This is a genomic window from Nocardia farcinica (assembly GCF_001182745.1).
In the GTDB taxonomy this organism is placed as follows: Bacteria; Actinomycetota; Actinomycetes; order Mycobacteriales; family Mycobacteriaceae; genus Nocardia; species Nocardia farcinica.
Genome location: NZ_LN868938.1, coordinates 2,063,406 through 2,081,556, shown reverse-complemented (window position 1 = coordinate 2,081,556; position 18,151 = coordinate 2,063,406). Strand labels below are relative to the sequence as shown.

20 protein-coding genes and 2 pseudogenes are annotated in these 18,151 nt (G+C 71.3%); 14 read left to right on the top strand and 8 right to left on the bottom strand.

Going from position 1 to position 18,151, the window contains the following annotated elements; translation table 11 throughout:
• Positions 1-134 precede the first annotated feature (134 nt).
• Positions 135-686 carry a hypothetical protein gene (locus AMO33_RS10170; RefSeq protein ID WP_060592255.1) on the bottom strand — a complete coding sequence of 184 codons (552 nt, stop codon included), beginning with the start codon at positions 684-686 and terminating at the stop codon, positions 135-137.
• A gap of 437 nt (positions 687-1,123) precedes the next feature.
• On the opposite strand from AMO33_RS10170, the gene AMO33_RS10165 reads away from it, so the two are divergent.
• Positions 1,124-1,864, top strand: coding sequence for an oxygenase MpaB family protein (locus AMO33_RS10165; protein ID WP_060592253.1), 741 nt, complete (start codon positions 1,124-1,126; stop codon positions 1,862-1,864).
• A 13-nt stretch (positions 1,865-1,877) separates the two neighbouring features.
• Here AMO33_RS10165 and AMO33_RS10160 read toward each other — a convergent pair whose 3' ends face one another.
• Positions 1,878-3,206: an aminotransferase-like domain-containing protein gene (locus tag AMO33_RS10160; RefSeq protein ID WP_060592251.1), complete on the bottom strand. Its 1,329-nt coding sequence runs from the start codon at positions 3,204-3,206 to the stop codon at positions 1,878-1,880.
• Positions 3,207-3,268: 62 nt separating this feature from the next.
• On the opposite strand from AMO33_RS10160, the gene AMO33_RS10155 reads away from it, so the two are divergent.
• The 7 genes from AMO33_RS10155 to AMO33_RS10125 all read left to right on the top strand — a co-directional run bounded on the left by AMO33_RS10155 (position 3,269) and on the right by AMO33_RS10125 (position 9,019).
• Positions 3,269-3,754, top strand: a complete 486-nt coding sequence (locus AMO33_RS10155) for a PaaI family thioesterase (RefSeq protein WP_060592249.1) — start codon at positions 3,269-3,271, stop codon at positions 3,752-3,754.
• Positions 3,755-3,913: 159 nt separating this feature from the next.
• Positions 3,914-4,576, top strand: coding sequence for a PAS and ANTAR domain-containing protein (locus AMO33_RS10150; protein ID WP_060592247.1), 663 nt, complete (start codon positions 3,914-3,916; stop codon positions 4,574-4,576).
• 171 nt (positions 4,577-4,747) lie between these two features.
• Positions 4,748-5,947: a S8 family peptidase gene (locus AMO33_RS10145; protein ID WP_060592245.1), complete on the top strand. Its 1,200-nt coding sequence runs from the start codon at positions 4,748-4,750 to the stop codon at positions 5,945-5,947.
• Positions 5,948-5,967: 20 nt separating this feature from the next.
• Positions 5,968-6,858 carry a trypsin-like serine peptidase gene (locus AMO33_RS10140; RefSeq protein ID WP_086842600.1) on the top strand — a complete coding sequence of 297 codons (891 nt, stop codon included), beginning with the start codon at positions 5,968-5,970 and terminating at the stop codon, positions 6,856-6,858.
• Between the two features lie 52 nt (positions 6,859-6,910).
• A complete protein-coding gene (locus tag AMO33_RS10135) occupies positions 6,911-7,723 on the top strand; it encodes a M12 family metallopeptidase (protein WP_060592241.1) in 813 nt (270 codons plus the stop codon).
• Between the two features lie 155 nt (positions 7,724-7,878).
• Positions 7,879-8,415, top strand: a complete 537-nt coding sequence (locus tag AMO33_RS10130) for a VOC family protein (RefSeq protein ID WP_060592239.1) — start codon at positions 7,879-7,881, stop codon at positions 8,413-8,415.
• 37 nt (positions 8,416-8,452) lie between these two features.
• Positions 8,453-9,019 carry a flavoprotein gene (locus tag AMO33_RS10125; protein ID WP_060592237.1) on the top strand — a complete coding sequence of 189 codons (567 nt, stop codon included), beginning with the start codon at positions 8,453-8,455 and terminating at the stop codon, positions 9,017-9,019.
• A gap of 39 nt (positions 9,020-9,058) precedes the next feature.
• On the opposite strand, the gene AMO33_RS10120 is transcribed toward AMO33_RS10125, so the two are convergent.
• A complete protein-coding gene (locus tag AMO33_RS10120; RefSeq protein ID WP_060592236.1) occupies positions 9,059-10,279 on the bottom strand; it encodes a helix-turn-helix domain-containing protein in 1,221 nt (406 codons plus the stop codon).
• 148 nt (positions 10,280-10,427) lie between these two features.
• Here AMO33_RS10120 and AMO33_RS10115 point away from each other — a divergent pair, with 148 nt between their 5' ends.
• Positions 10,428-10,694: a hypothetical protein gene (locus tag AMO33_RS10115; protein WP_220276393.1), complete on the top strand. Its 267-nt coding sequence runs from the start codon at positions 10,428-10,430 to the stop codon at positions 10,692-10,694.
• Between the two features lie 81 nt (positions 10,695-10,775).
• Positions 10,776-11,582 (top strand): alpha/beta fold hydrolase, encoded by an 807-nt coding sequence (locus AMO33_RS10110; protein ID WP_076574188.1) that lies wholly within the window; start codon positions 10,776-10,778, stop codon positions 11,580-11,582.
• Here the strand turns inward: AMO33_RS10110 and AMO33_RS10105 are convergent.
• Complete coding sequence (locus tag AMO33_RS10105) at positions 11,552-12,256, bottom strand: helix-turn-helix transcriptional regulator (RefSeq protein WP_060592232.1); 705 nt, start codon at positions 12,254-12,256, stop codon at positions 11,552-11,554. The two genes, AMO33_RS10110 and AMO33_RS10105, sit on opposite strands and share 31 nt — an antisense overlap.
• 529 nt (positions 12,257-12,785) lie before the next feature.
• Between AMO33_RS10105 and AMO33_RS10100 the strand changes: the two genes are divergently transcribed.
• Positions 12,786-13,628 carry a mycofactocin-coupled SDR family oxidoreductase gene (locus tag AMO33_RS10100; RefSeq protein WP_060593411.1) on the top strand — a complete coding sequence of 281 codons (843 nt, stop codon included), beginning with the start codon at positions 12,786-12,788 and terminating at the stop codon, positions 13,626-13,628.
• Positions 13,629-13,742: 114 nt separating this feature from the next.
• On the top strand, positions 13,743-14,861 hold the full coding sequence (locus AMO33_RS10095) for a class II histone deacetylase (RefSeq protein WP_060592230.1): 1,119 nt from the start codon (positions 13,743-13,745) through the stop codon (positions 14,859-14,861).
• Here the strand turns inward: AMO33_RS10095 and AMO33_RS10090 are convergent.
• Positions 14,854-15,861, bottom strand: a complete 1,008-nt coding sequence (locus AMO33_RS10090) for a helix-turn-helix domain-containing protein (RefSeq protein WP_060592228.1) — start codon at positions 15,859-15,861, stop codon at positions 14,854-14,856. The two genes, AMO33_RS10095 and AMO33_RS10090, sit on opposite strands and share 8 nt — an antisense overlap.
• 292 nt (positions 15,862-16,153) lie before the next feature.
• Between AMO33_RS10090 and AMO33_RS32565 the strand changes: the two are divergent.
• Together AMO33_RS32565 and AMO33_RS32980 are read left to right on the top strand one after the other, a co-directional pair.
• A pseudogene (locus AMO33_RS32565) lies at positions 16,154-16,279 on the top strand (hypothetical protein); the annotation flags it as partial.
• Positions 16,280-16,286: 7 nt separating this feature from the next.
• A pseudogene (locus AMO33_RS32980) lies at positions 16,287-16,411 on the top strand (hypothetical protein); the annotation flags it as partial.
• Between the two features lie 175 nt (positions 16,412-16,586).
• Here AMO33_RS32980 and AMO33_RS10080 read toward each other — a convergent pair.
• From AMO33_RS10080 to AMO33_RS10070, 3 genes are all read right to left on the bottom strand, one after another.
• On the bottom strand, positions 16,587-16,904 hold the full coding sequence (locus AMO33_RS10080; protein WP_011208572.1) for a hypothetical protein: 318 nt from the start codon (positions 16,902-16,904) through the stop codon (positions 16,587-16,589).
• A gap of 258 nt (positions 16,905-17,162) precedes the next feature.
• Positions 17,163-17,726: a PadR family transcriptional regulator gene (locus AMO33_RS10075; RefSeq protein WP_060592224.1), complete on the bottom strand. Its 564-nt coding sequence runs from the start codon at positions 17,724-17,726 to the stop codon at positions 17,163-17,165.
• A gap of 4 nt (positions 17,727-17,730) precedes the next feature.
• The gene (locus AMO33_RS10070; protein ID WP_011208574.1) at positions 17,731-18,129 is read right to left on the bottom strand and encodes a VOC family protein; all 399 of its coding nucleotides are present in this window, start codon (positions 18,127-18,129) and stop codon (positions 17,731-17,733) included.
• Positions 18,130-18,151: the final 22 nt, after the last annotated feature.

Sequence of the window (18,151 nt, the reverse complement as noted above, 5' to 3'; positions counted from 1 at the left end):
GTGCGACGGCCGCCGCCGCCGTCGGCGACGGCCGCCCACCGGGCCAGCCGACCCGCGCTTTCGCCGGAGACGCGGATCGGCGCGGGACGTTCGGGGTGAACGCCCGCGCCGATCGCTGCGGAGATCTGCGGTGCTCAGGCCGACGGGGGAAGCGGGGAGACCTCGTGGACGGTCACCACGACCGCGGTGTCGCCGTACGGGGTCGAGCCCATCGCGACGTTGTGGAAGATGCGGGCCAAGCCGACGCGCATGCCGTACTTGGTGCGCAGGCCCGCGTCGATCTTGTCGAACAGCGGTCCGGCCGGGATCAATTCGGCACGGCCCTGGTGCTGACGGGAGCCGACCGCGGGCTTGCCGCGCCAGTTGCCCGCCTGCACGATCACCCGCGGATCACGGACCAGCTGTTGTGCTTCCGGCGAATGCGAGGAGACACGGAAGGCGAGCCTGCCGCGGTCGATCGGAATCACCAGGTGCGCGGTGGTCGGCCAGTGCCCCGCGGGATCGGGACGGGTCACCAGCACGGTGCTCGCATCCCACCACAGCATGCCGGGATGCCATTCGCTCGGCCGATCCGGCACGGCAGGCAGCCGCTGCACGGTGTGCGCGGCGGCCGGGTGCGGGACCGGGGTCGGTGGGGTGGGCGGCACCGCGCCGGTGGCGGCGGGATGGCCGAGGGTGTGAGTCATGCAAACCTCCGGAACGGGGTGTGGTGTCGGTGCTGGACGGCCCGCTTCTTCACAGGATGCTTGAGAAAATCTAAGCCTTAGGACATAGATTTGGTATAGCACCGAGTTGAGATAGCTGCAACGTCCGGCCACTTCGGGTCCACTCCAGCCGTTCCCGATCGATGCCGCGTGAATCTCCTGTCCGCCGAATCAGTCTGTGTTGTCGGCAATTTCCGGCAGAAGGATCCGTCGCGCTCGATCCGCCCGGCGCGGTCGAGTCGCGGCCGTCGATGAAGACGTACTGGTGGTTTTCGGTAGGGGTCCGCCGGTGCGCTCCGAAGTGGCTGCCGCCCCTGCGGATCGCCTGTGAGACGATGATAACGCAACTATCTCATAGTATCGCGCGTGCGGCCTCGGTGGTCGGCGACGCCCGTAATCGAACGGAAGCGGAGCTGCGTATGAAAACTCCCGCAGTACCACGTGATTCGTTGCTCGGCCGCTATCTCGGCGACCGCCGCTTCGCCCTGACGCTGCCCCGTGCGGTCGGGTTGCAGATCCTGCACCCGTCCGTCGCGGCGGCGATCGTCGAGCACGCGCCCACCGCGCTGTGGGCGCACAAGAAGCGGGTGGTCTCCCGCATGATCCACCTCGCCTACACCCCCTGCGACCCGCACGCGGCGATCCTGTACGGCCACGAACTCGTCCGTGGCGTCGACAGCCGCGGCCGCCGCTACAACGGCCTCACGCCCGACTTGTTCTTCTTCCAGCACGCCACCTACGTCGACACCCTCGTCACCGCCATCGAAACCTTCGACCGCCCCCTGTCCGCCGAGGAGAAGAACACCCTCTACGCCCAGTGCTGCGCCTGGTACCGCCGCTACGGCATCTCCGCCCGCCCCATGCCCGGCACCTGGCCCGCCTTCACCGACTATCTGGCCGAGATCTGCGCCACCGAACTCACCGTCACCCCCGACACCACCGCACTCGCTCCCCAGCTCCTGCACCCCGACACCTGGATCCCCCGCACCCTCCCCGACTTCGCCCTCCGCACCCTCCTCCACGACCGCACCCGCGCCCTGCTGGACATCCCCCGCCACCCCACCGACCGCCCCGCCACCGCGGCCTATGCCCGCGCGGTGAAGTCCGGCATGCGAGTGCTCACGCCGCGAGCCCGGCTGGTCGCCTCGGCGCGGGTGTGAGTGCGGCGCGCGCTCACAGCGGGATGTCGTCGAGGACATCGCGAACCACCGCCAGGGCGTTCGGGAGGTCGCGGGGGGACAGTGATCCCACGGCCAACCGCAGGCCGTGCGGGACGTGCGGGGTGGTGGCGAACAGGTCGGCGGTGGAGACACGGATGCCGCGGCGGGACAGTTCCGCCGCGACCCGGTCCATGCGCTGGCCGGGATCGACGGGCAGCCAGGCGAAGTAGGAGCGGGGGTGCGCGCGCATCGGCCTGCCGTCGAGTTCACGCCGCAGGATGCGCTGGTGTTCGGCGGCGGCTTCGCGGCTCGCGGCTTCGAGATCGGCGAGGGTGCCGTCGCTCAGCCAGCGCACGACCAAGGCGGTGACCAGGCTGGACGGGCCCGCCATGGTGGTGCGGACGATGCGGGACAGCGCGTTGCGGGCCGACGCGGGCGTGACGAGGAGACCGAAGCGCAGACCCGCCGACACGCTCTTGGAAATGCTCGACACCCAGAAGGTGCGTTCCGGGGCCAGCGCGGCCAGCGGCGGGGGCGCGGGGTCGGCGAGGAAGGCGTAGGCGGCGTCCTCGATCAGCAGCAGGTCGTGCTTGCGGGCGAGGGCGATCAGCTCGGCGCGGGCAGCGGCGTTCAGCACCCAGCCGAGTGGGTTGTGCAGTGTCGGCATCGTGTAGACCGCTCGTAGCCGCCGCCGGGCGCAGGCCTGGGCGAGGGCGGTGAGGTCGGGGCCGTCGCCGTCGGCGGGAATCGGGACCAGGTCGAGCCGTTGCGCCTCGGCCAGCATCCGGAAGCCGGGGTAGGTGAGTTCGTCGACGGCGACGGCGTCACCGGGCGCGAGGGTCGCGCGGAGGACGAGATCCAGTCCGTGCTGGGCGCCCGAGGTGAGGAAGACACGCTCGGCTTCGGCCTCGATGCCCAACCGCGCGGGATACCCGGCGGCGGCCCGGCGCTCGTGCGGACGGCCACCCGGCGGTGGCCGCCGCAGCACCGCGTCCAGCTCGCCCGCCGTCGCGAGCTCGCGCAACGCCGCGCGCAGCAGCTCGCTGCGCCGTCGCGAAAACGGTTGCGTGATGGACAGATCCGCCCACACCGTATCGGCGCCCGGCCCGTACTCCGGCGACACCAGCCGCACCGAGCGATCCCGCACGAAGGTGCCGCGGCCGGGTTCGCCGACGACGATGCCGGTGCGCTTCAGCTCGGCATACGCCCGTGTGGCGGTCGCGATGGCGATACCGAACTCCGCGGCCAGTTGGCGGTGCGTGGGCAGCCGATCGCCGGGCGCCCATCGGCCCGCGGTGATCTGTTCGGCGATCAGGTCCGCCACGCTGCGGTAGGACGGCATCCGCCCACTGTACCTAGGACAATTGTTTGATCGTCCTAGTCGACCGTCGTTAGCGTGCGCGCATGACGAGCACGACCACCGAACTCCCGGTCCTGGACTACCTGCGCGCCGTCGTCGCCGGTACCGCCACCCCCGACCAGTCCTGCCGGTTCCGCTACCCGACCGCCATTTCGCGGACCCTCGGCATCCGGCTGGTCGCGGTCGACCACGGGACCGCCACCGTCGAGATCGACGCCGACGCCGCGGTGCACGGCAATCAGCAGGGCACGGTTCACGGCGGGTTGCTCGCCGAACTGGCCGACGCCGCGATCGGCACCGCGCACTCCACGGTGGTCGCCCCGGACGAGAGCTTCACCAGCATCGACCTGCGCGCGGTCTACCTGCGCCCGGTCTGGCGGGAGACGCTGCGGGCGGTGGCCCGCCCGGTGCACTCCGGGCGCACCATCACCCACTACCAGTGCGAGGTGGTGCGCGCGGACGGCACACCGGTCGCCCTGGTCACGAGTGTGGTCACCACCTTGCGCGGGGAACGGGCGGCGGGCCGGTAGATCACCCGGCGCGCCGAGCAGGGGTGGACGCCGACGGTTCGGACATTCGATGGACGCCCCCCGCGGACCGGCGCGAAAACGGGGACCGCGCGTCTGCTGCGCAGTTGCCCGCGACGCGCCCGTGCGCGGGGGAGTGGTGCGGGGCGGGATACTGGAACCGTGAGCGAAGGCAACGGGACGCCCCCGGTCTCCGCCGCCGATGCGTGGCGGCCGGCGGGCAGCTATCGGTTCTGGTTCGCGGACCAGCGCTGGGAATGGTCGGACGAGGTGGCCGTGTTGCACGGCTACGCACCGGGTTCGGTGGTGCCCACCACCGAGCTGATGCTGGCTCACAAGCATCCCGAGGACCGCGATGCGGTCGCCGACATTCTCGCGGCCGCGGTGTCGACCGGTCAACCGTTCTGCAGCAGGCACCGCATCCTGGACACACACGGCCGCGTCCGGCACGTCCTGGTCGTCGGCGACGAGATGCGCGACGCGGACGGCCGCGTCGTCGGCTCGACCGGCTACTACATCGACCTCACCGACCGCCTCGACGAAGCCCGCAAGGAAGTCCTCGACGAGACCCTGCCCGACCTGGTCGCCACCCGCTCGGTGATCGACCAGGCCAAGGGCGCCCTCATGCTCATGTACGGCATCAGCGCCGAGCAGGCTTTCCGCGTGCTCGCCTGGCGCTCCCAGGAGACGAACACCAAACTCCGCGACCTGGCCGCCCGCCTGGTCGAAGCCGTCACCGAATTCGGCGGCTGCGGTGTCGGGGAACGCACCCGCTTCGACCATCTCCTGTTGACCGCGCACGAACGCGACACCCCGGAACCCTAGAGCGGGCGGCGGCTGTCGGCGCAGGTGGGGGCGAGTACCCACCGGCCGCGCCGGCGGAATCGTCCTCGCCGCGCCGTCCCGAATCGAGTAGTCGCTACTCGCGATCCGCCGCCCCGCGCGGACCTAGCCTTGGTGCCTCCTTCCACCCCACCCCGGAAATCTGGAGTCACCATGTCCGAGCCAACACATGTCCTCGCGGGGGAGAAACTCGTCGTGTTGCGCGCCCCCGCCCGCGCGGTGCTGCGGGAGCCGAACGCGGGCCCCGCGGCCTTTCCCGCCGAGGTCGCCGCCGACGTCCGCATCGATATCGATGAGGTCGACGCGGCGACGTTGCGGTCGGTCGCCGCCGATCCGACCGTCGTCGGGTTCGGCCCGGCGATGCCGATGCGCCTCGTCGAACCGGCCGAGCGCGGCGGTGTCGTCGCCGCGGCGGCGGGTCCCACCTGGGGCGTCGAGGCCGTCGGCGCGACGACCTCGCCGTTCACCGGGCAGGGTGTCACCGTCGCGGTGCTCGACACCGGTATCGACGCCGACCACCCCGCCTTCGCCGGCGTCGACCTGGTCACCAGGGACTTCACCGGCGGCGGCTCCGCCCACGACAAAGACGGTCACGGAACGCACTGCGCCGGAACGATTTTCGGTCGCGACCTGGACGGCACGCGGATCGGCGTCGCGCGCGGGGTCGGGCGCGCGTTGATCGGCAAGGTCCTCGGCCCCGGTGGCGGCGGCAGCGACACCATCGCCGAGGCGATCCTGTGGGCGCGCGACAACGGCGCGCACGTGATCTCGATGTCGCTCGGCATCGATTTCCCCGGCTTCGTCGAGAAACTGGTCACGCTGCGCGGGCTGTCCATCCCGGTGGCCACGTCGCTGGCGCTGCGCGCCTACACCGCCAACGTGCAGCTGTTCGAGACGCTGTCGCAGTTCCTGGCCGCGGGCATCGGTCAGCCGATGGTGGTGGCGGCCACCGGTAACGAGAGCGGCCGCGACCGCACGCCACCGTTCGAGATCGACGTCGCCCCGCCCGCCGCGGCGGCAGGCATCGTCGCCGTCGGCGCGCTGGGACGCACCGCGAACGGCCTTGCCGTCGCGCCCTTCTCGAACTCGCGCGCCACCGTCTCCGCACCCGGCGTCGGTGTGGTCAGCGCGGCCGTCGGCGGCGGCACCGAGTCCATGAGCGGCACCAGCATGGCCACTCCGCACGCGGCGGGGGTGGCGGCGCTGTGGGCGGAGAAGCTGGCCGCACAGGGTCAGCTCGCCCCGCTCGTCCTGCAGGCCAAGCTGATCGGCGAGGCCACCACCGACCGGCTCATCCCCGGTACCGATCCCACCGACACCGGCGCGGGGCTCGTCCGCGCCCCCCAGTCCTGATGTCATCCGAGGAGCACACCATGACCGTCATCGATCCCGCGCCGGGCCACCTGCTCGAGCGCACCGAGATTCCCACCACCGTCAAAGAACTCGTGCATGCGATTCCCGGCCAGGAACAGCACGCGCTGAACCCGGCCGAGGCGCCCGCACGCGGCGACGCCGTCACCGCGCCCTACTGCCCGCCGTGGGCGACCTACGCCGAACCCACGGTGGCCGAGACGTTCTCGCTCGACGGCCAGACCTTCTACGAGCCGCTCGTGCACGAGGAACCCAACCCGATGCTGTATCCGATGTGCACGGTGGGCATCGTGTTCAACAGCAACGGCAAACGCGGCAGCGGCGTCCTCGTCGGCCCCAACCTGCTGCTCACCGCGGGGCATGTCGCCCCGTGGGGCGCGAGCAACTGGAGCATGGAGTTCATCCCCGCCTTCCGCAACGGCGACCGGCCGTTCGGATCCTCGTTCGTGCAGAGCTATTGGGGCTACAACCCCGGCGGCGACGTGCCCACCGGCTACGACTACGTCATCTGCAAGCTCTACAACCCGCTCGGCAACGCGCTGGGCTGGATGGGCTCGCAGTCCTGGGGCGACGAGGACGAGTACTACAACCGGCGCTACGTCTCCTCCGGCTACCCCGGCAGCTACGGTCAGCGCCCCGCCGTGGAGCTGGACATGGGCATCCGCGACATCGACAACGACAGTCCCGGCAAGGAACTCGAGTTCGCGCTGCGCGCCGACCTCGGGCCCGGCTGGTCGGGCGGCCCGCTGTGGGTGCACACCGCCAACCCGTTCGTGGTCGGCGTCTGCAGCGGACAGGAGAAGGACGGCCTCGATCCCACCCGCCTGGTGTTCGCCGGCGGCAAGGGGATGGTCGACGTCGTCCGGCACGGATTGACCGACATGCGCCCGTGAGGACGCCCCGGGGCCGGGTGCTCCCGGCCCCGGCCCAGCCCGGAGAACCATCATGAACACCCTCGCGATCTGCAGCCCCAAGCGGCTGCCCGACGACAAGCAGATCGAGTCCGCCCGGCTCGCCGTCGAGATCAATCCCGCCAACATGCCCTATGTGCGTCCCATCGCGGGACTGGTGGGCGAGCGCCCGGTGAACCGCGAGTTCATCTCGGCCATGACCACCAAGTACTGGCGCAGCGGCGGCGTCCACCTCGGCGTCCGTTTCCTCGACACCACCGACCGCGCGCTCCAGGACCGCATCCTGGCCCACATGAACGCCTGGTCACCGGGGGCGAACATCGGTTTCCACCGCAGCACCGCCCCCGACGCCGAGATCCGCATCGCCCGCACCCCCGGCGACGGCTACTGGTCCTATCTCGGCACCGACGTGCTGCAGATTCCCGCCGACGAGGCGACCATGAACCTCGACTCGTTCGGCCTCGACACCGACGAACGCGAATACACCCGCGTCGTCCGCCACGAAACCGGCCACACTCTCGGTTTCCCGCACGAACACCTGCGCCGCGACGTCGTGCACCGCATCGACCCGGCCAAGGCCATCCGCTACTTCCGCGACCGCGTCGGCTGGTCGGAGGCCACCACCCGCGCCCAGGTGCTGACACCGCTGGAGGAGGTGGCCCTGATCACCACCCCCACCGACACCCAGTCGATCATGTGCTACCAGCTCCCGGGCTCGATCATGCGCGACGGCCGACCGGTCCCGGGCGGGCTCGACATCAACGACCGTGACCGCGGTTTCGTCCACGTCCTCTACCCGACGGCCGTGGCCACCACCCCGATCCAGGCGCTGGCCGGGGTGCACTGAGGTTCGTGACCGGCGAGTCCACCGCGGGCTCGCCGGTACCGGACGGCTCCCGCTGAATGAGCACCACCCTGCCCGGCGCGCGTACTGGTGCGGTAGTAAACAGGACGGGGGCCGGTATCGCCCGACCGCACCGAGTTCGAGGAGGCCGCAGGCGGATGCGCGGAATCAACCATGTCGTCCTGTTCGTCGCCGACCTGCCGCGCAGTCTCGCGTTCTACGAAGACGTGCTCGGCTTCCAGCGCCTGCCGGGCGGCTTCCCCGGTGGCGCGTTCCTGCGGCACGCGGGCTCGGCCAACGACCACGATCTCGGCCTGTTCCAGTCCCGCGACCGCACCCCGGTCACTCCGGGCGCGGTCGGGCTCTACCACGTGGCCTGGGAAGTCGACACGCTCGCCGAACTCGCGACGATGCGGGACCGACTCCGAGCCGCCGGAGCCCTCACCGGCACCGGCGACCACGGCTCCACCAAAGCCCTCTACGGCCGCGACCCCGACGGCATCGAATTCGAGGTGTGCTGGCTGGTCCCCGACGAACACGTCGAGGAAGCCCTGAAACCGGGAACGGCGCTGACGGCTCCGCTCGACCTGGACGCGGTGATCGAGCGCTACGGAGCCGAGACGCCGGGCGGACCGCGCACGGACCACGCCGTATGGGCCCGCCTCGCCGCACGCACGGCCGAGACGAATCGCTGACTCGCGCCGCACCCCGTCCGCCTGCGACCATGACCGGATGAACTCTCTGGGGGAACCCGTCCTCTACGCGCTCGTCACCGGTTCACCCGCCGCCCGCGACGTCGGCCGGCTCGTGGATTCGGCGCAGCGCGACGGCTGGGACGTATGCGTCGTCGCCTCACCGCAGGGCCGCCGTTTCCTCGACACCGCCGCGTTGGCCGAGCAGACCGGCCACGTCGTCCGCACCGAGTACAAGGACCCCGGCACCCCCGACCTGCTGCCACCCGCCGACGCCATGATCGCCGCACCCCTGACCTGTAATTCGGTGGCCAAGTTCGCCGTCGGCATCTCCGACACCCTGCCGCTCGGGCTCCTGGTGGAAGGCGTGGGAAAGGGCCTGCCGATCGTGGCCGTGCCGTTCTCCAACCGCGCCCAGATGAGCTTCCCGCCCATTCGAACCGCGTTGCGCAACCTCGCCGAATGGGGCGTGACCCTGATCGGCGACGCCGTCCACGGCGGGCACGAGCCCGGCACCGGCGAGCAACGCCTCGCGGAATTCCCGTGGGCGCAGGCATGGCAGGCCGTCCTCGACCACCCCCGGTGGAAGGGCGCGGGTCAGGGGTAGTCGTTCATCTCCGGGTGAAGCTCGCCTGGGGGGCGGTCGTCAACCCGGTACCACACCGACCCGCTGGGCGAGTCGGCCCAGCTCGCCCGTCGTCAGGTCGCGGCGCGCCTTGCGCATCATGTGGCCGACGAGTTCGCGCACGTGGACCATCGTGCGGACATGCTGCGGCGCAAGGTGTTCCGCCCGCAGCAGCGCGTAGAGCGAGTCGCGGTAGTGCTTCTGCATGGCGTGGGCACGCCCGATCTCGACGAAGTACTGGGCGCGGCGGCCCTGATTCGGCAGGTCGGCGGGGGAGAGTCGTGGTGCCAGGGCGAGCACGCGGCCGGGCTCGCGGCGCTCCAGGGCGGCCGACATTCGCCAGAGCGTCACGTTGGCGGGGCCGAAGGAGTCGTTGCGCGCCAGGGAGGTGCTCGGCCGGGCGGCGGCGAGGCGGTCGGCCTGCGCGGCGGCTTCGGCCAGGTGGGGTTCGGGATCCCCGCCCAGGGTGGCCGCCACCATGGACCCGTGCAGGTGCAGCATCCCGTACGTTTCCACCTCACCGACGGTGCGGACGGCACCGGCGATCTGCTCGGCGGTGCCGATGGTGGTGTCCAGCGCCGCGGGCAATGCGCCCGGGCGCGACAGCATGATCTGTCCCTTGCTGAACGCCGCCGTCGCCACCGCCGCCACCCCGTCGACCTGCGCCGCGGCGCGCTCGCACTCCTGCGCCGCCGTCCAGGCCAGGGCGTGATAGCCGCGCGCCCGCAGTGCGGAGGCGATGCCGTAGGTCACGGCGGCGAGCACGTCCCACGCCCGCTCGCTCTCCGCGTCGCGCACGTGCCGGTAGGCGTCGGTGAGCATCGGCACGAGCATCGGTCCGAGCGCGGAGTAGTCACAGTCGTTGCGCAGCTCGGTGGCCTTGCGCGTCAGCGCGGCCAGTTCCGCCGGACCCACCGGCGGGCGATGGTCGGTCACGTTGCCGCGCGACCACAGCACGGCCTCGATCTCCGGGACCACCATGTGGAATGCGGCGGTGCCGGGGTCGAGCTTCTCGTGTTCGTGGCCCGCCAGGTCTGCGACGGTGACCCCAAGCGCTGAAGCCAGCGCCAACAGCGTCCGCCGCGAGTCCACCGGCCGTAAACCGTTCTCGTACTTGGCGATCGCACTACGGGACAGTCCGGCTCGGTCGGCGAGGACCTGCTGCGAGATGCCGCGCCGCGCGCGGATGGTGCGCACTCGGCGGCCGACCCACCGTCCGTCGTCCGGCTGGAAGTCGCTCATTCCTCCACTGTTCCACAGCGGAACGGTATGCGGCGGTCGCACTGCCAAGGTTTCCCTCCAGCTCGCAGCCGCGCGGGGCGTGGCTGCCGGCTTCGGCCATCGAGGGGATGGAGGGATTCGCGTGTTCGCGTTCGGTTGGATAGATCCGTTGTCTCCGACCTACGAGTGGGATTCGGGACAGGTCCGCCGCCTGGCGCGGCGGTTGGGGTATCCGGTGCGGTGGGGTGATCCGTGTTCGGTTCTCGGTGTGGCCGAGCAGGTGGCGGCGTCGGGTGCGGATGTGGTGTTGTTGCCGTCCTCGGCGCATATCGATGCCGTGTCGTTGAACCGGGTGCTGGCGGTGGCGGATGTGGAATGTGCCGCGCCCCGGGTGTCGTTCGCGCGGTGGTCGCGGTTCGGCGGAGTGCGGCGGTGACCGGGGGCGTGCCCGGTGCGGCCATTTTTCTAGAACCTGTTCTTGCTAGAGTGCTCGGGCGACCAGTGAGGGGTGGTGGATGTGCCGTACATCGAAAACAACGGGGTGAAGATTCATTTCACCGATACCGGTGGAAGCGGCCGGGCCGTGGTGCTCGGGCACGGCTTCTTCCTGGACCACGAGATGTTCGCGGCGCAGGCGGCCGGGCTCGCGCCGGACTACCGGGTGATCGCCATCGACGCGCGCGGCTTCGGCGGCACCGAGGACTCCGGTGAGCCGTTCAGCTACTGGGACCTCGCTCGCGACGCGTGGGCGGTCGTCGACGCGCTCGGGTTGGACCGGGTGGTGGCCGGCGGGATGTCGCAGGGCGGGTTCACGGCCCTGCGAATGGCGTTGCTCGCGCCGCCGCGGGTGGACGGGCTGATCCTCATCGGCACCTCCGCCGAGGCCTACACGCCGAAACAGAAGATCGGCTATCGCGAGGTCATGGACGCCTGGACCGGCAGCGGCCCGCTCGCGCCGATCGCCAAGACGATGGCCTCGGTGATGATCGGCGGCACCGACGAGGACCGCCGGCCCTGGCTGGACAAGTGGTCGACCGGTGATCGCCGGCGCATCCGGCTGGCGGCCGACTGCCTGATCAACCGCGAGTCCATCACCGAGCTGATCGGCGAGATCACCTGCCCCGCACTACTGTTGCGCGGAATCAGCGACCAGGCGTTCGCCGCGGAGGACATGGAAGCGCTCGCCGCGAGTCTCGGCGGGCCGACACGACTCCACACCGTCCCCGGCGCCACGCACGCGGTGAACATCACCCACCCGCGGGAGGTGAACGCGCTGTTGCGGGAGTGGCTGGCTCAGCTCGACGGCACGCCGAGCCAGAGCTGACGCGCCGGGTCGGCGGTGTCGGCGAAGAGTTCGGTCCGCAGGGTGAACACCTCGCCGGTGCCGGGCCTGCGCAAACGGAGGTGCGGGTCGGGCCGGGCGACCGACACGATGCCCGCCGACCACAACCGGTGGAAGTCGGGCTGCTCGGCGAGATCGCCGAGCAGGCGTGCCACCGCCCCCGGATCGCGCGGGCACGCGGCGTGATGGCGCAGCATCCCCACGGCGATGCGGGCTTCGCGCTCCCATTCCTCGTGCACCAGGCGGGCGCGCGGATCGGTGAACAGCCAGCGCAGCACGTTGCCGTGCCGGCGAAGGCCGGGGAAGGTCGCGTCGTGGGCGGCGTTGGCGTCCAGCACGTCCCCGGTTTCGCTGCGGTATGCGGCCGGATGCGGGGCGAAGGCGTCCAGGGTGTCGCGATGGGCGGGCGCGGTCGCGGGCGGGTCCTCGGGTGTCTGCCCGGCCAGCCGATACAGGTGCCGTCGTTCGTCGGCGTCGAGACCGTAGACCTCCGACAGCGCTTCCAGGACCGCGGGACTCGGGCCTGCGGCACCGCCCTGCTCGATCTTGGCGATGTATCCCAGGCTGGAGTGGATCGCGGTGGCCAACTCCTGCCTGCTCATCCCGCGCCGTTCCCGTCGCGCCCGGACGAACCCGCCCAGCGTGGGCAATTCCACTGCCGCCACCCCTATCGTTCCGCGCCCGCCGACGCACGGCTGGTACCACTGCCGAGTAGTACCACCCGCGACGGTGCACCCCGTAACGGGGTGCGGTCGGGTGTTGTCGAGCGCGCCGCGCGGACGGTGAGATGGGAGGGCCGCCGCGCGCCGAGACGTGGAGGGGAGGGCTCGGCGGCCGATCGGCGGTGCACGGCCGACCACCTGGGTCCCCGCCGTCGGCACGCTCGGGTCGGTGGCGGTGGCGTGATGGACAGGGGCATCGCGCCACCGCCGTTCGGAACCGGCCCGGGCGGGCCGGCGTCGGGCGGGTCGGCGGTGCACCGCCCGTCGCCCCATGCCGCCCGTGTATCGATGGACCGGTGTATTGACGGTGGACTGGACACTCGTCTACCTTCGGACGGGACTGTCGGCGCGCAGTGCCGACGCCGAAATCGCCGGTGCTGTCGGGGTCCGACCGCCTGCGGTCGACGCCCGCGCCGCGCCGACCCGGCAGCGCGGACCGAACGAGAAGATCGAAGGTGCTGCCATGAGTGACCGGACCGAGCCCCTCCAGGGGAAAGTGGCACTGGTGACGGGCGCGGCCCGCGGCCAGGGCCGGGCGCACGCCGCCCGGCTGGCCGCCGACGGCGCCGACATCATCGCCGTCGACGTGTGCGCGCCGGTCTCCGACACCGTCACCTACCCGGCTCCCACCGAGGCCGACCTCGCCGAGACCGCCCGCCTGGTCGAAGCCGCCGGCCGCAAGGTCCTCACCCGCGTGGTCGACATCCGGGATCTCGCGGCCCTGCAGGACGTCGTCGCCGACGGCGTCGCGATGTTCGGCCGCCTCGACGTGCTCGTCGCCAACGCGGGCGTGCTGAGCTGGGGCCGCCTGTGGGAGTTGAGCGAGGACGCCTGGGACACCGTCGTCGACGTCAACCTCAACGGCACCTGGCGCACCGTCCGCGCCGTCGTCCCCGCGATGATCGAAGCGGGCAACGGCGGATCCATCGTCATCGTCAGCTCCTCGGCCGGACTGAAAGCCACCCCCGGCAACGGCCACTACGCCGCCGCCAAACACGGCCTCGTCGCCCTCACCAACACCCTGGCGCTCGAGGCAGGCGAATTCGGCATCCGCGTCAACTCGATCCACCCGTACTCCGTCGACACCCCCATGATCCAGCCCGACGCGATGATGGAGATGTTCGGCAAGCACCCGGCCTACCTGCACGCCTTCCCCCCGGTGCCGCTGCGGCAGGCAGCCGACGGGAAGAGCGGCTTCATGCCCGTCGACCAGGTCGCCGACGTGGTTTCGTGGCTGGCCGGGCCGGGCTCGGGCGTCATCACCGGCACCCAGATCCCCGTCGACGCGGGGGCACTCAAGTACTGAGAGTTGCCCGCCGGTCCCGTTCCCGGCGTCGTCGTTCGGTATTTCTACCGATGACAGCCTGCCCACCCCCCTCGATCCTGACTCCACCGAACACTCGGACGGAGAGGAACGATTGTGGCAACCACCACCGGATACATCTGGAACACGCTCTACGGGTGGGCGGACACGGGCAGCGGCGGCGTGTTCCCGCCCAGCGTGGACGCCTTGACCCAGCCGATCTCGCACCATGTCGCGCACCCGGACACCAAGCGGCGGCTGCACGAGTTGATCTGCGCGTCGGGGTTGATCAAGTCGCTGCACCAGCTCGAGCCCGCGCCCGCCACCAGGGACGACGTGCTCCGGGTGCACGACGAGGCGCACTACGAGCGAATTCTCGCCGAGAGCGCGCTGCCCAAGGGTGGTGACGCCGGGGACGGGGTGTCGCCGTTCGGCAACGGCGGCCACCACATCGCGCTGCTGGCGGCCGGTGGGGCGATCGAGGCGGTTCGCGCGGTCGCCGACGGCACCGTGACCAACGCCTACGCCTTGATCAACCCGCCGGGGCACCATGCCGAACGGGCGACCGGCCGTGGTTTCTGCCTGTTCAACAACGGTGCCATCGCGGCCGCGTACGCGCTCGAGGTGCTGGGGATGCAGCGGGTGGCGATCGTGGACTGGGATGTGCACCACGGCAACGGCGCCCAGGACATCTTCCGGGAATCGGCGCGGGTGCTGAACATTTCGGTGCACCAGGATCGGTGCTTCCCGTCCGACTCCGGGTTCCGCGACGAGCGCGGGTCGGGTGCGGGCTTCGGGTACACGCTCAACATTCCGTTGCCGCCGGGCGGGGGCAGCGGCGCCTACGACTACGCCTTCGACACCGTCGTCCTGCCCGCGCTGCGCGCCTACCGGCCCGAATTGATCATCGTCGCGAGCGGTTTCGACGCCTCGATGATGGACCCGCTGGCGCGCATGATGTTGCGCAGCGACGGGTTCCGATCGCTGACCCGCAAGATGCTCGACGTGGCCGACGAGGTGGCGGGCGGCCGGCTGGCCTGTCTGCAGGAGGGCGGTTACAGCCCGTACTACGTGCCGTTCTGCGGGCTCGCGGTGGTCGAGGAACTGGCCGGGGTCTCGACCGGCATCGCCGACGCCTACCAGCCGATCCTGGGGGCGATGGGCGGCGACGAACTGCTCCCGCACGAGCGCGCGGCCGTCGACGCGGCCGCCGAGCTGGTGGCCGACATCAGCTGAGCGCGGTGTCCCGGTAGATGCGGGCCAGGTCGGGCACGGGGGCCGTCGCCGGGCCGGGCACGAAGGTCGCCGTCGCGGTCGCGCGGGCGGCGGCCTCCGTCCGCCGGGTCACGCCGAGCTTGCGGCGGATGCTGACCATGTGGGCGTGCACGGTGCGCGGGCTCAAGCTCAGGTCGGCGGCGATCTCGGCATCGGTGCGGCCGACGACCAGGCCGCTGAGCACCCGCAGTTCCTGCGCACTCAACCGCCACACCTCGTCGGGGGTGACGGCGCGGACGCACACCTCCAGGTCGCCGAAGTCGCCGCGGCGGGCGAGCACGACGCGATACCACGCGCCCTGATGCAGCCACAGGTGCCGGAGTTCGGTCAGGGCGCTGGTGAGGAAGGCGTCGACGACGCGCGCGAACGCCGGGTCGTCGAGGAAGGGGACCGCGCGTGCTGTGTCGGCGATCCGCTGGTCGGGGCCCCACCGCAGGTAGGTGCGGCCCGCGGCGCCGCGCTCAGCGGGTGACTCGGCCGCGTGCTCGCCGTGGCGCAGGGCCAGCGCCAGTAACCCGGACAGGTCCTGGGCGAGCGCGCGCTGGGCCGTGCCGAAGGCGTCCGGGCGACGCGCGGAGAAGTGGGCGACACCGACGTAGTCGCCGTCGTCGAACAACTCCACCGACATCCCGTCGGCATAGCCCTCAGCCCGCAGATACCGGCGGAACAGCACCGTGCGGGTGAACTGCTCGCGGATGTCGACCCGGACGTCGCTGATCGACAGCGGCAGGTGGTCGTCCGGGTTGAGCCGGGCGGTGAAGCCGACTTCGTAGTCGCGGGGAAAGAGATGCTGCAACGCCCACGCGGCGCCCTGGCTGTACCCGAGCCGCGACACGATCCGGCTCCGTGCCCCCGCCGGTTGATGGACGAGCAGGGCGGCATCGAACAGCATGTGCCGCTGGAGCTGCCCCACCGCCTTCGCCAACCGCCCCCCACCGGAATCGACCGCCGGGTTTCGCATCGCGTCATCGTAGGCGGACCGGCCACCCTGCCGGAAGCCTCATCGCGGCCGGTGCCTACGCCGGCCGGTGCAGCTGGTTCGTTCCGCGCCGCTTCGGCGGGCGCGGCACGTCGAAGCCCGCCGTCGGCGCCGTGCCCGGCGGCCGTCGCCTCGCGGACTGGGCGCCACGCCGACTGTTCACACACCCGGAACCGGCCGGGTGTGTCGTCGTGCGCGCTCGAACGGGTGGCGGCCACCGCTGCGACCGAGGGAGTACGCCTCATGTCCAGACCACTGGAGACCTTCAGCGCGACCGGTCGGCACCTTCTCCTACGACGACCACGTGCTCGACACCGCGGTGCTGCTCGGCGCACTGCCCGAGCGGGTGCGCGGTATCGACGACGAGCTGGATCGCTGTTGCGCGGCCGCGCGGGGGCACCAAAGTGGTTTCGGCGGAACGACTGTGGGTGAACCCGGACTGCGGGCTCGAGACCCGCGGCGCCGAGGAGTGGTGGCGTCGCTGCGCGATCTCGTCGCCGCCGCGGCGGTCGTGCGGCGATCCTGCGCGTGACCGCCTCGCGGTGAAACCGGGACGGCCGCGCGCTCGCGGCCGTCCCGGCCCGGTGGTCCGGTTCGCCCGGCGACTGTCCGCCTGACCGTCCGTTCCGGCGGACGTGCTCGCTCGCTCGCCGCGGGGCCGGTTCCGGTGCGCCCCGGGCGAATACCCGGAGCGCCCGGACTTCCGACTACGCCTGGATGACCTCGACACGCACCAGCGCGTTGAACGAGTCGCAGCTGGCCCAGGACTGGTTCTGCCCGTACTGCACCGGGCCGTACTTCCAGTAGGTGAACGGAACGGGCCACGCGACACAGGTCAGCTTCACCTGATGCCAGGTCGGCAGCTCACAGTTGGCCATGCCGCCGGTGTTGAAGATGTTGTAGACGTGGCAATTGGCCTGCCACACCGGAACGTCGGCCTGGGCGACGCCGCCGGCGGCGAGCGTCGTGGAGACGGCTGCGGCGGCGACGAAGGCACCGGCGGCGAGTCGCTTGGGGGAGAGCATGTCGAACCTCCTGAGTCGATGTTGTCTGGAAGATCGCCAGAGGATCGCCGACGTTACGCCGAGCCGTCGGAGCGGGCGCCGTGATCGGGGGCGGTGGTGTCGCCGGCGGCCGGTTCGACGTGTGCCGAGGCGGGTTTCCGGTCTCGCAGCGATCGGGGGCGACGGAATCGGCGTGCTGCGAACGAAGATGGCGGATCGGTTGCGCGCCTGTCGCCGAACCCTCGGCACGGTGACCGGACTGCGGCAGGCATCCCTGCCTCAACTCTCGCCCGCCATGCGGTAGGCGCCCGCCTCGAGCCGTGCCAGCAGGTTACGAGTCCATTCGGCCCGGCTGCGCGCGGTGTGCAACCACAGGCCGATGACGTCGCCGACCGGGCCCCAGGTCGCGAGGTCGGTGTCCGGTGGCAGGTGCGCGGTGATGGACGCCTCCCACTCGGCCATGGCCGCCGCTCGACGGCGCAGGAGCGCGACGGCTTCCGCACGGGGCAGGTCCTCGATGAACCCCACCGCCGCGGCCAGCAGGTCCATGCGGGGGTCGCGGGCCGAGAGCGCCTTGCGCAGCAACGCGAGGTAGGACTGCTCACCCTTGTCGGTGAGTTCGTATTCGATGCGCGGCGGCCCGCCCGCCGTGCTCGGCGTGGTCTCGTGTTCGCGCAGCAGCCCGGCCTGCGCCGTCGACCTCAGCGCGTGATACACCGAACCGGAAGTCGCATTGGACCATTCGTGCGCACCCCAGGACTCGAGATCGGCACGCACCTGGTAGCCGTGCGCGCGCCCGCGCCGCCGCACCGCGCCGAGCACCAGCAGCCGAACCGCCGTCACCGGCTCAGACCGCCGCGGGGGCGGTGGTGCTGATCCACCAGAGCGTGCCGAACGGGTCGACGAACCCGCCCATCCGACTCCCGTCCGGCTGGGCGGTGATCTCCTGCGCGGGCCGCGCCCCCGCCTCGACCGCCCGCGCGAACACCGTGTCCGCGTCCGGCACCGTCGCCCAGAGCTGCACGTGCACCGGCTCGGTGGGCGAACTCAGGCACCGTTGCCCTTCCGCGCCCGAGTCGGCGAAGAACAGCACGCTGTCACCGATCCTGGCCTCGGCGTGCACGACGCGGCTCTCGTCCGTGGGCAGGGCCACCACCGTCGAGACCTCCGCGTCGAGGGCGTGTTCCAGGAACGCCCGGTAGTCGTGCGCGCGGTCGACCATCACATAGGGGGTTATCGACGTCATTGCTCACCTCGGGGCTGTGTGG

Bases quoted from the DNA above. Each gene is read 5' to 3' on its own strand.
- AMO33_RS10100 (WP_060593411.1), top strand. From the start codon at position 12,786: ATGAGTGACCGGACCGAGCCCCTCCAGGGGAAAGTGGCACTGGTGACG.
- AMO33_RS10170 (WP_060592255.1), bottom strand. From the start codon at position 686: ATGACTCACACCCTCGGCCATCCCGCCGCCACCGGCGCGGTGCCGCCC.
- AMO33_RS10080 (WP_011208572.1), bottom strand. From the start codon at position 16,904: ATGCTCTCCCCCAAGCGACTCGCCGCCGGTGCCTTCGTCGCCGCCGCA.
- AMO33_RS10155 (WP_060592249.1), top strand. From the start codon at position 3,269: ATGACGAGCACGACCACCGAACTCCCGGTCCTGGACTACCTGCGCGCC.
- AMO33_RS10135 (WP_060592241.1), top strand. From the start codon at position 6,911: ATGAACACCCTCGCGATCTGCAGCCCCAAGCGGCTGCCCGACGACAAG.
- AMO33_RS10090 (WP_060592228.1), bottom strand. From the start codon at position 15,861: ATGCGAAACCCGGCGGTCGATTCCGGTGGGGGGCGGTTGGCGAAGGCG.
- AMO33_RS10165 (WP_060592253.1), top strand. From the start codon at position 1,124: ATGAAAACTCCCGCAGTACCACGTGATTCGTTGCTCGGCCGCTATCTC.
- AMO33_RS10145 (WP_060592245.1), top strand. From the start codon at position 4,748: ATGTCCGAGCCAACACATGTCCTCGCGGGGGAGAAACTCGTCGTGTTG.
- AMO33_RS10160 (WP_060592251.1), bottom strand. From the start codon at position 3,206: ATGCCGTCCTACCGCAGCGTGGCGGACCTGATCGCCGAACAGATCACC.
- AMO33_RS10125 (WP_060592237.1), top strand. From the start codon at position 8,453: ATGAACTCTCTGGGGGAACCCGTCCTCTACGCGCTCGTCACCGGTTCA.
- AMO33_RS10120 (WP_060592236.1), bottom strand. From the start codon at position 10,279: ATGAGCGACTTCCAGCCGGACGACGGACGGTGGGTCGGCCGCCGAGTG.
- AMO33_RS10130 (WP_060592239.1), top strand. From the start codon at position 7,879: ATGCGCGGAATCAACCATGTCGTCCTGTTCGTCGCCGACCTGCCGCGC.
- AMO33_RS10070 (WP_011208574.1), bottom strand. From the start codon at position 18,129: ATGACGTCGATAACCCCCTATGTGATGGTCGACCGCGCGCACGACTAC.
- AMO33_RS10140 (WP_086842600.1), top strand. From the start codon at position 5,968: ATGACCGTCATCGATCCCGCGCCGGGCCACCTGCTCGAGCGCACCGAG.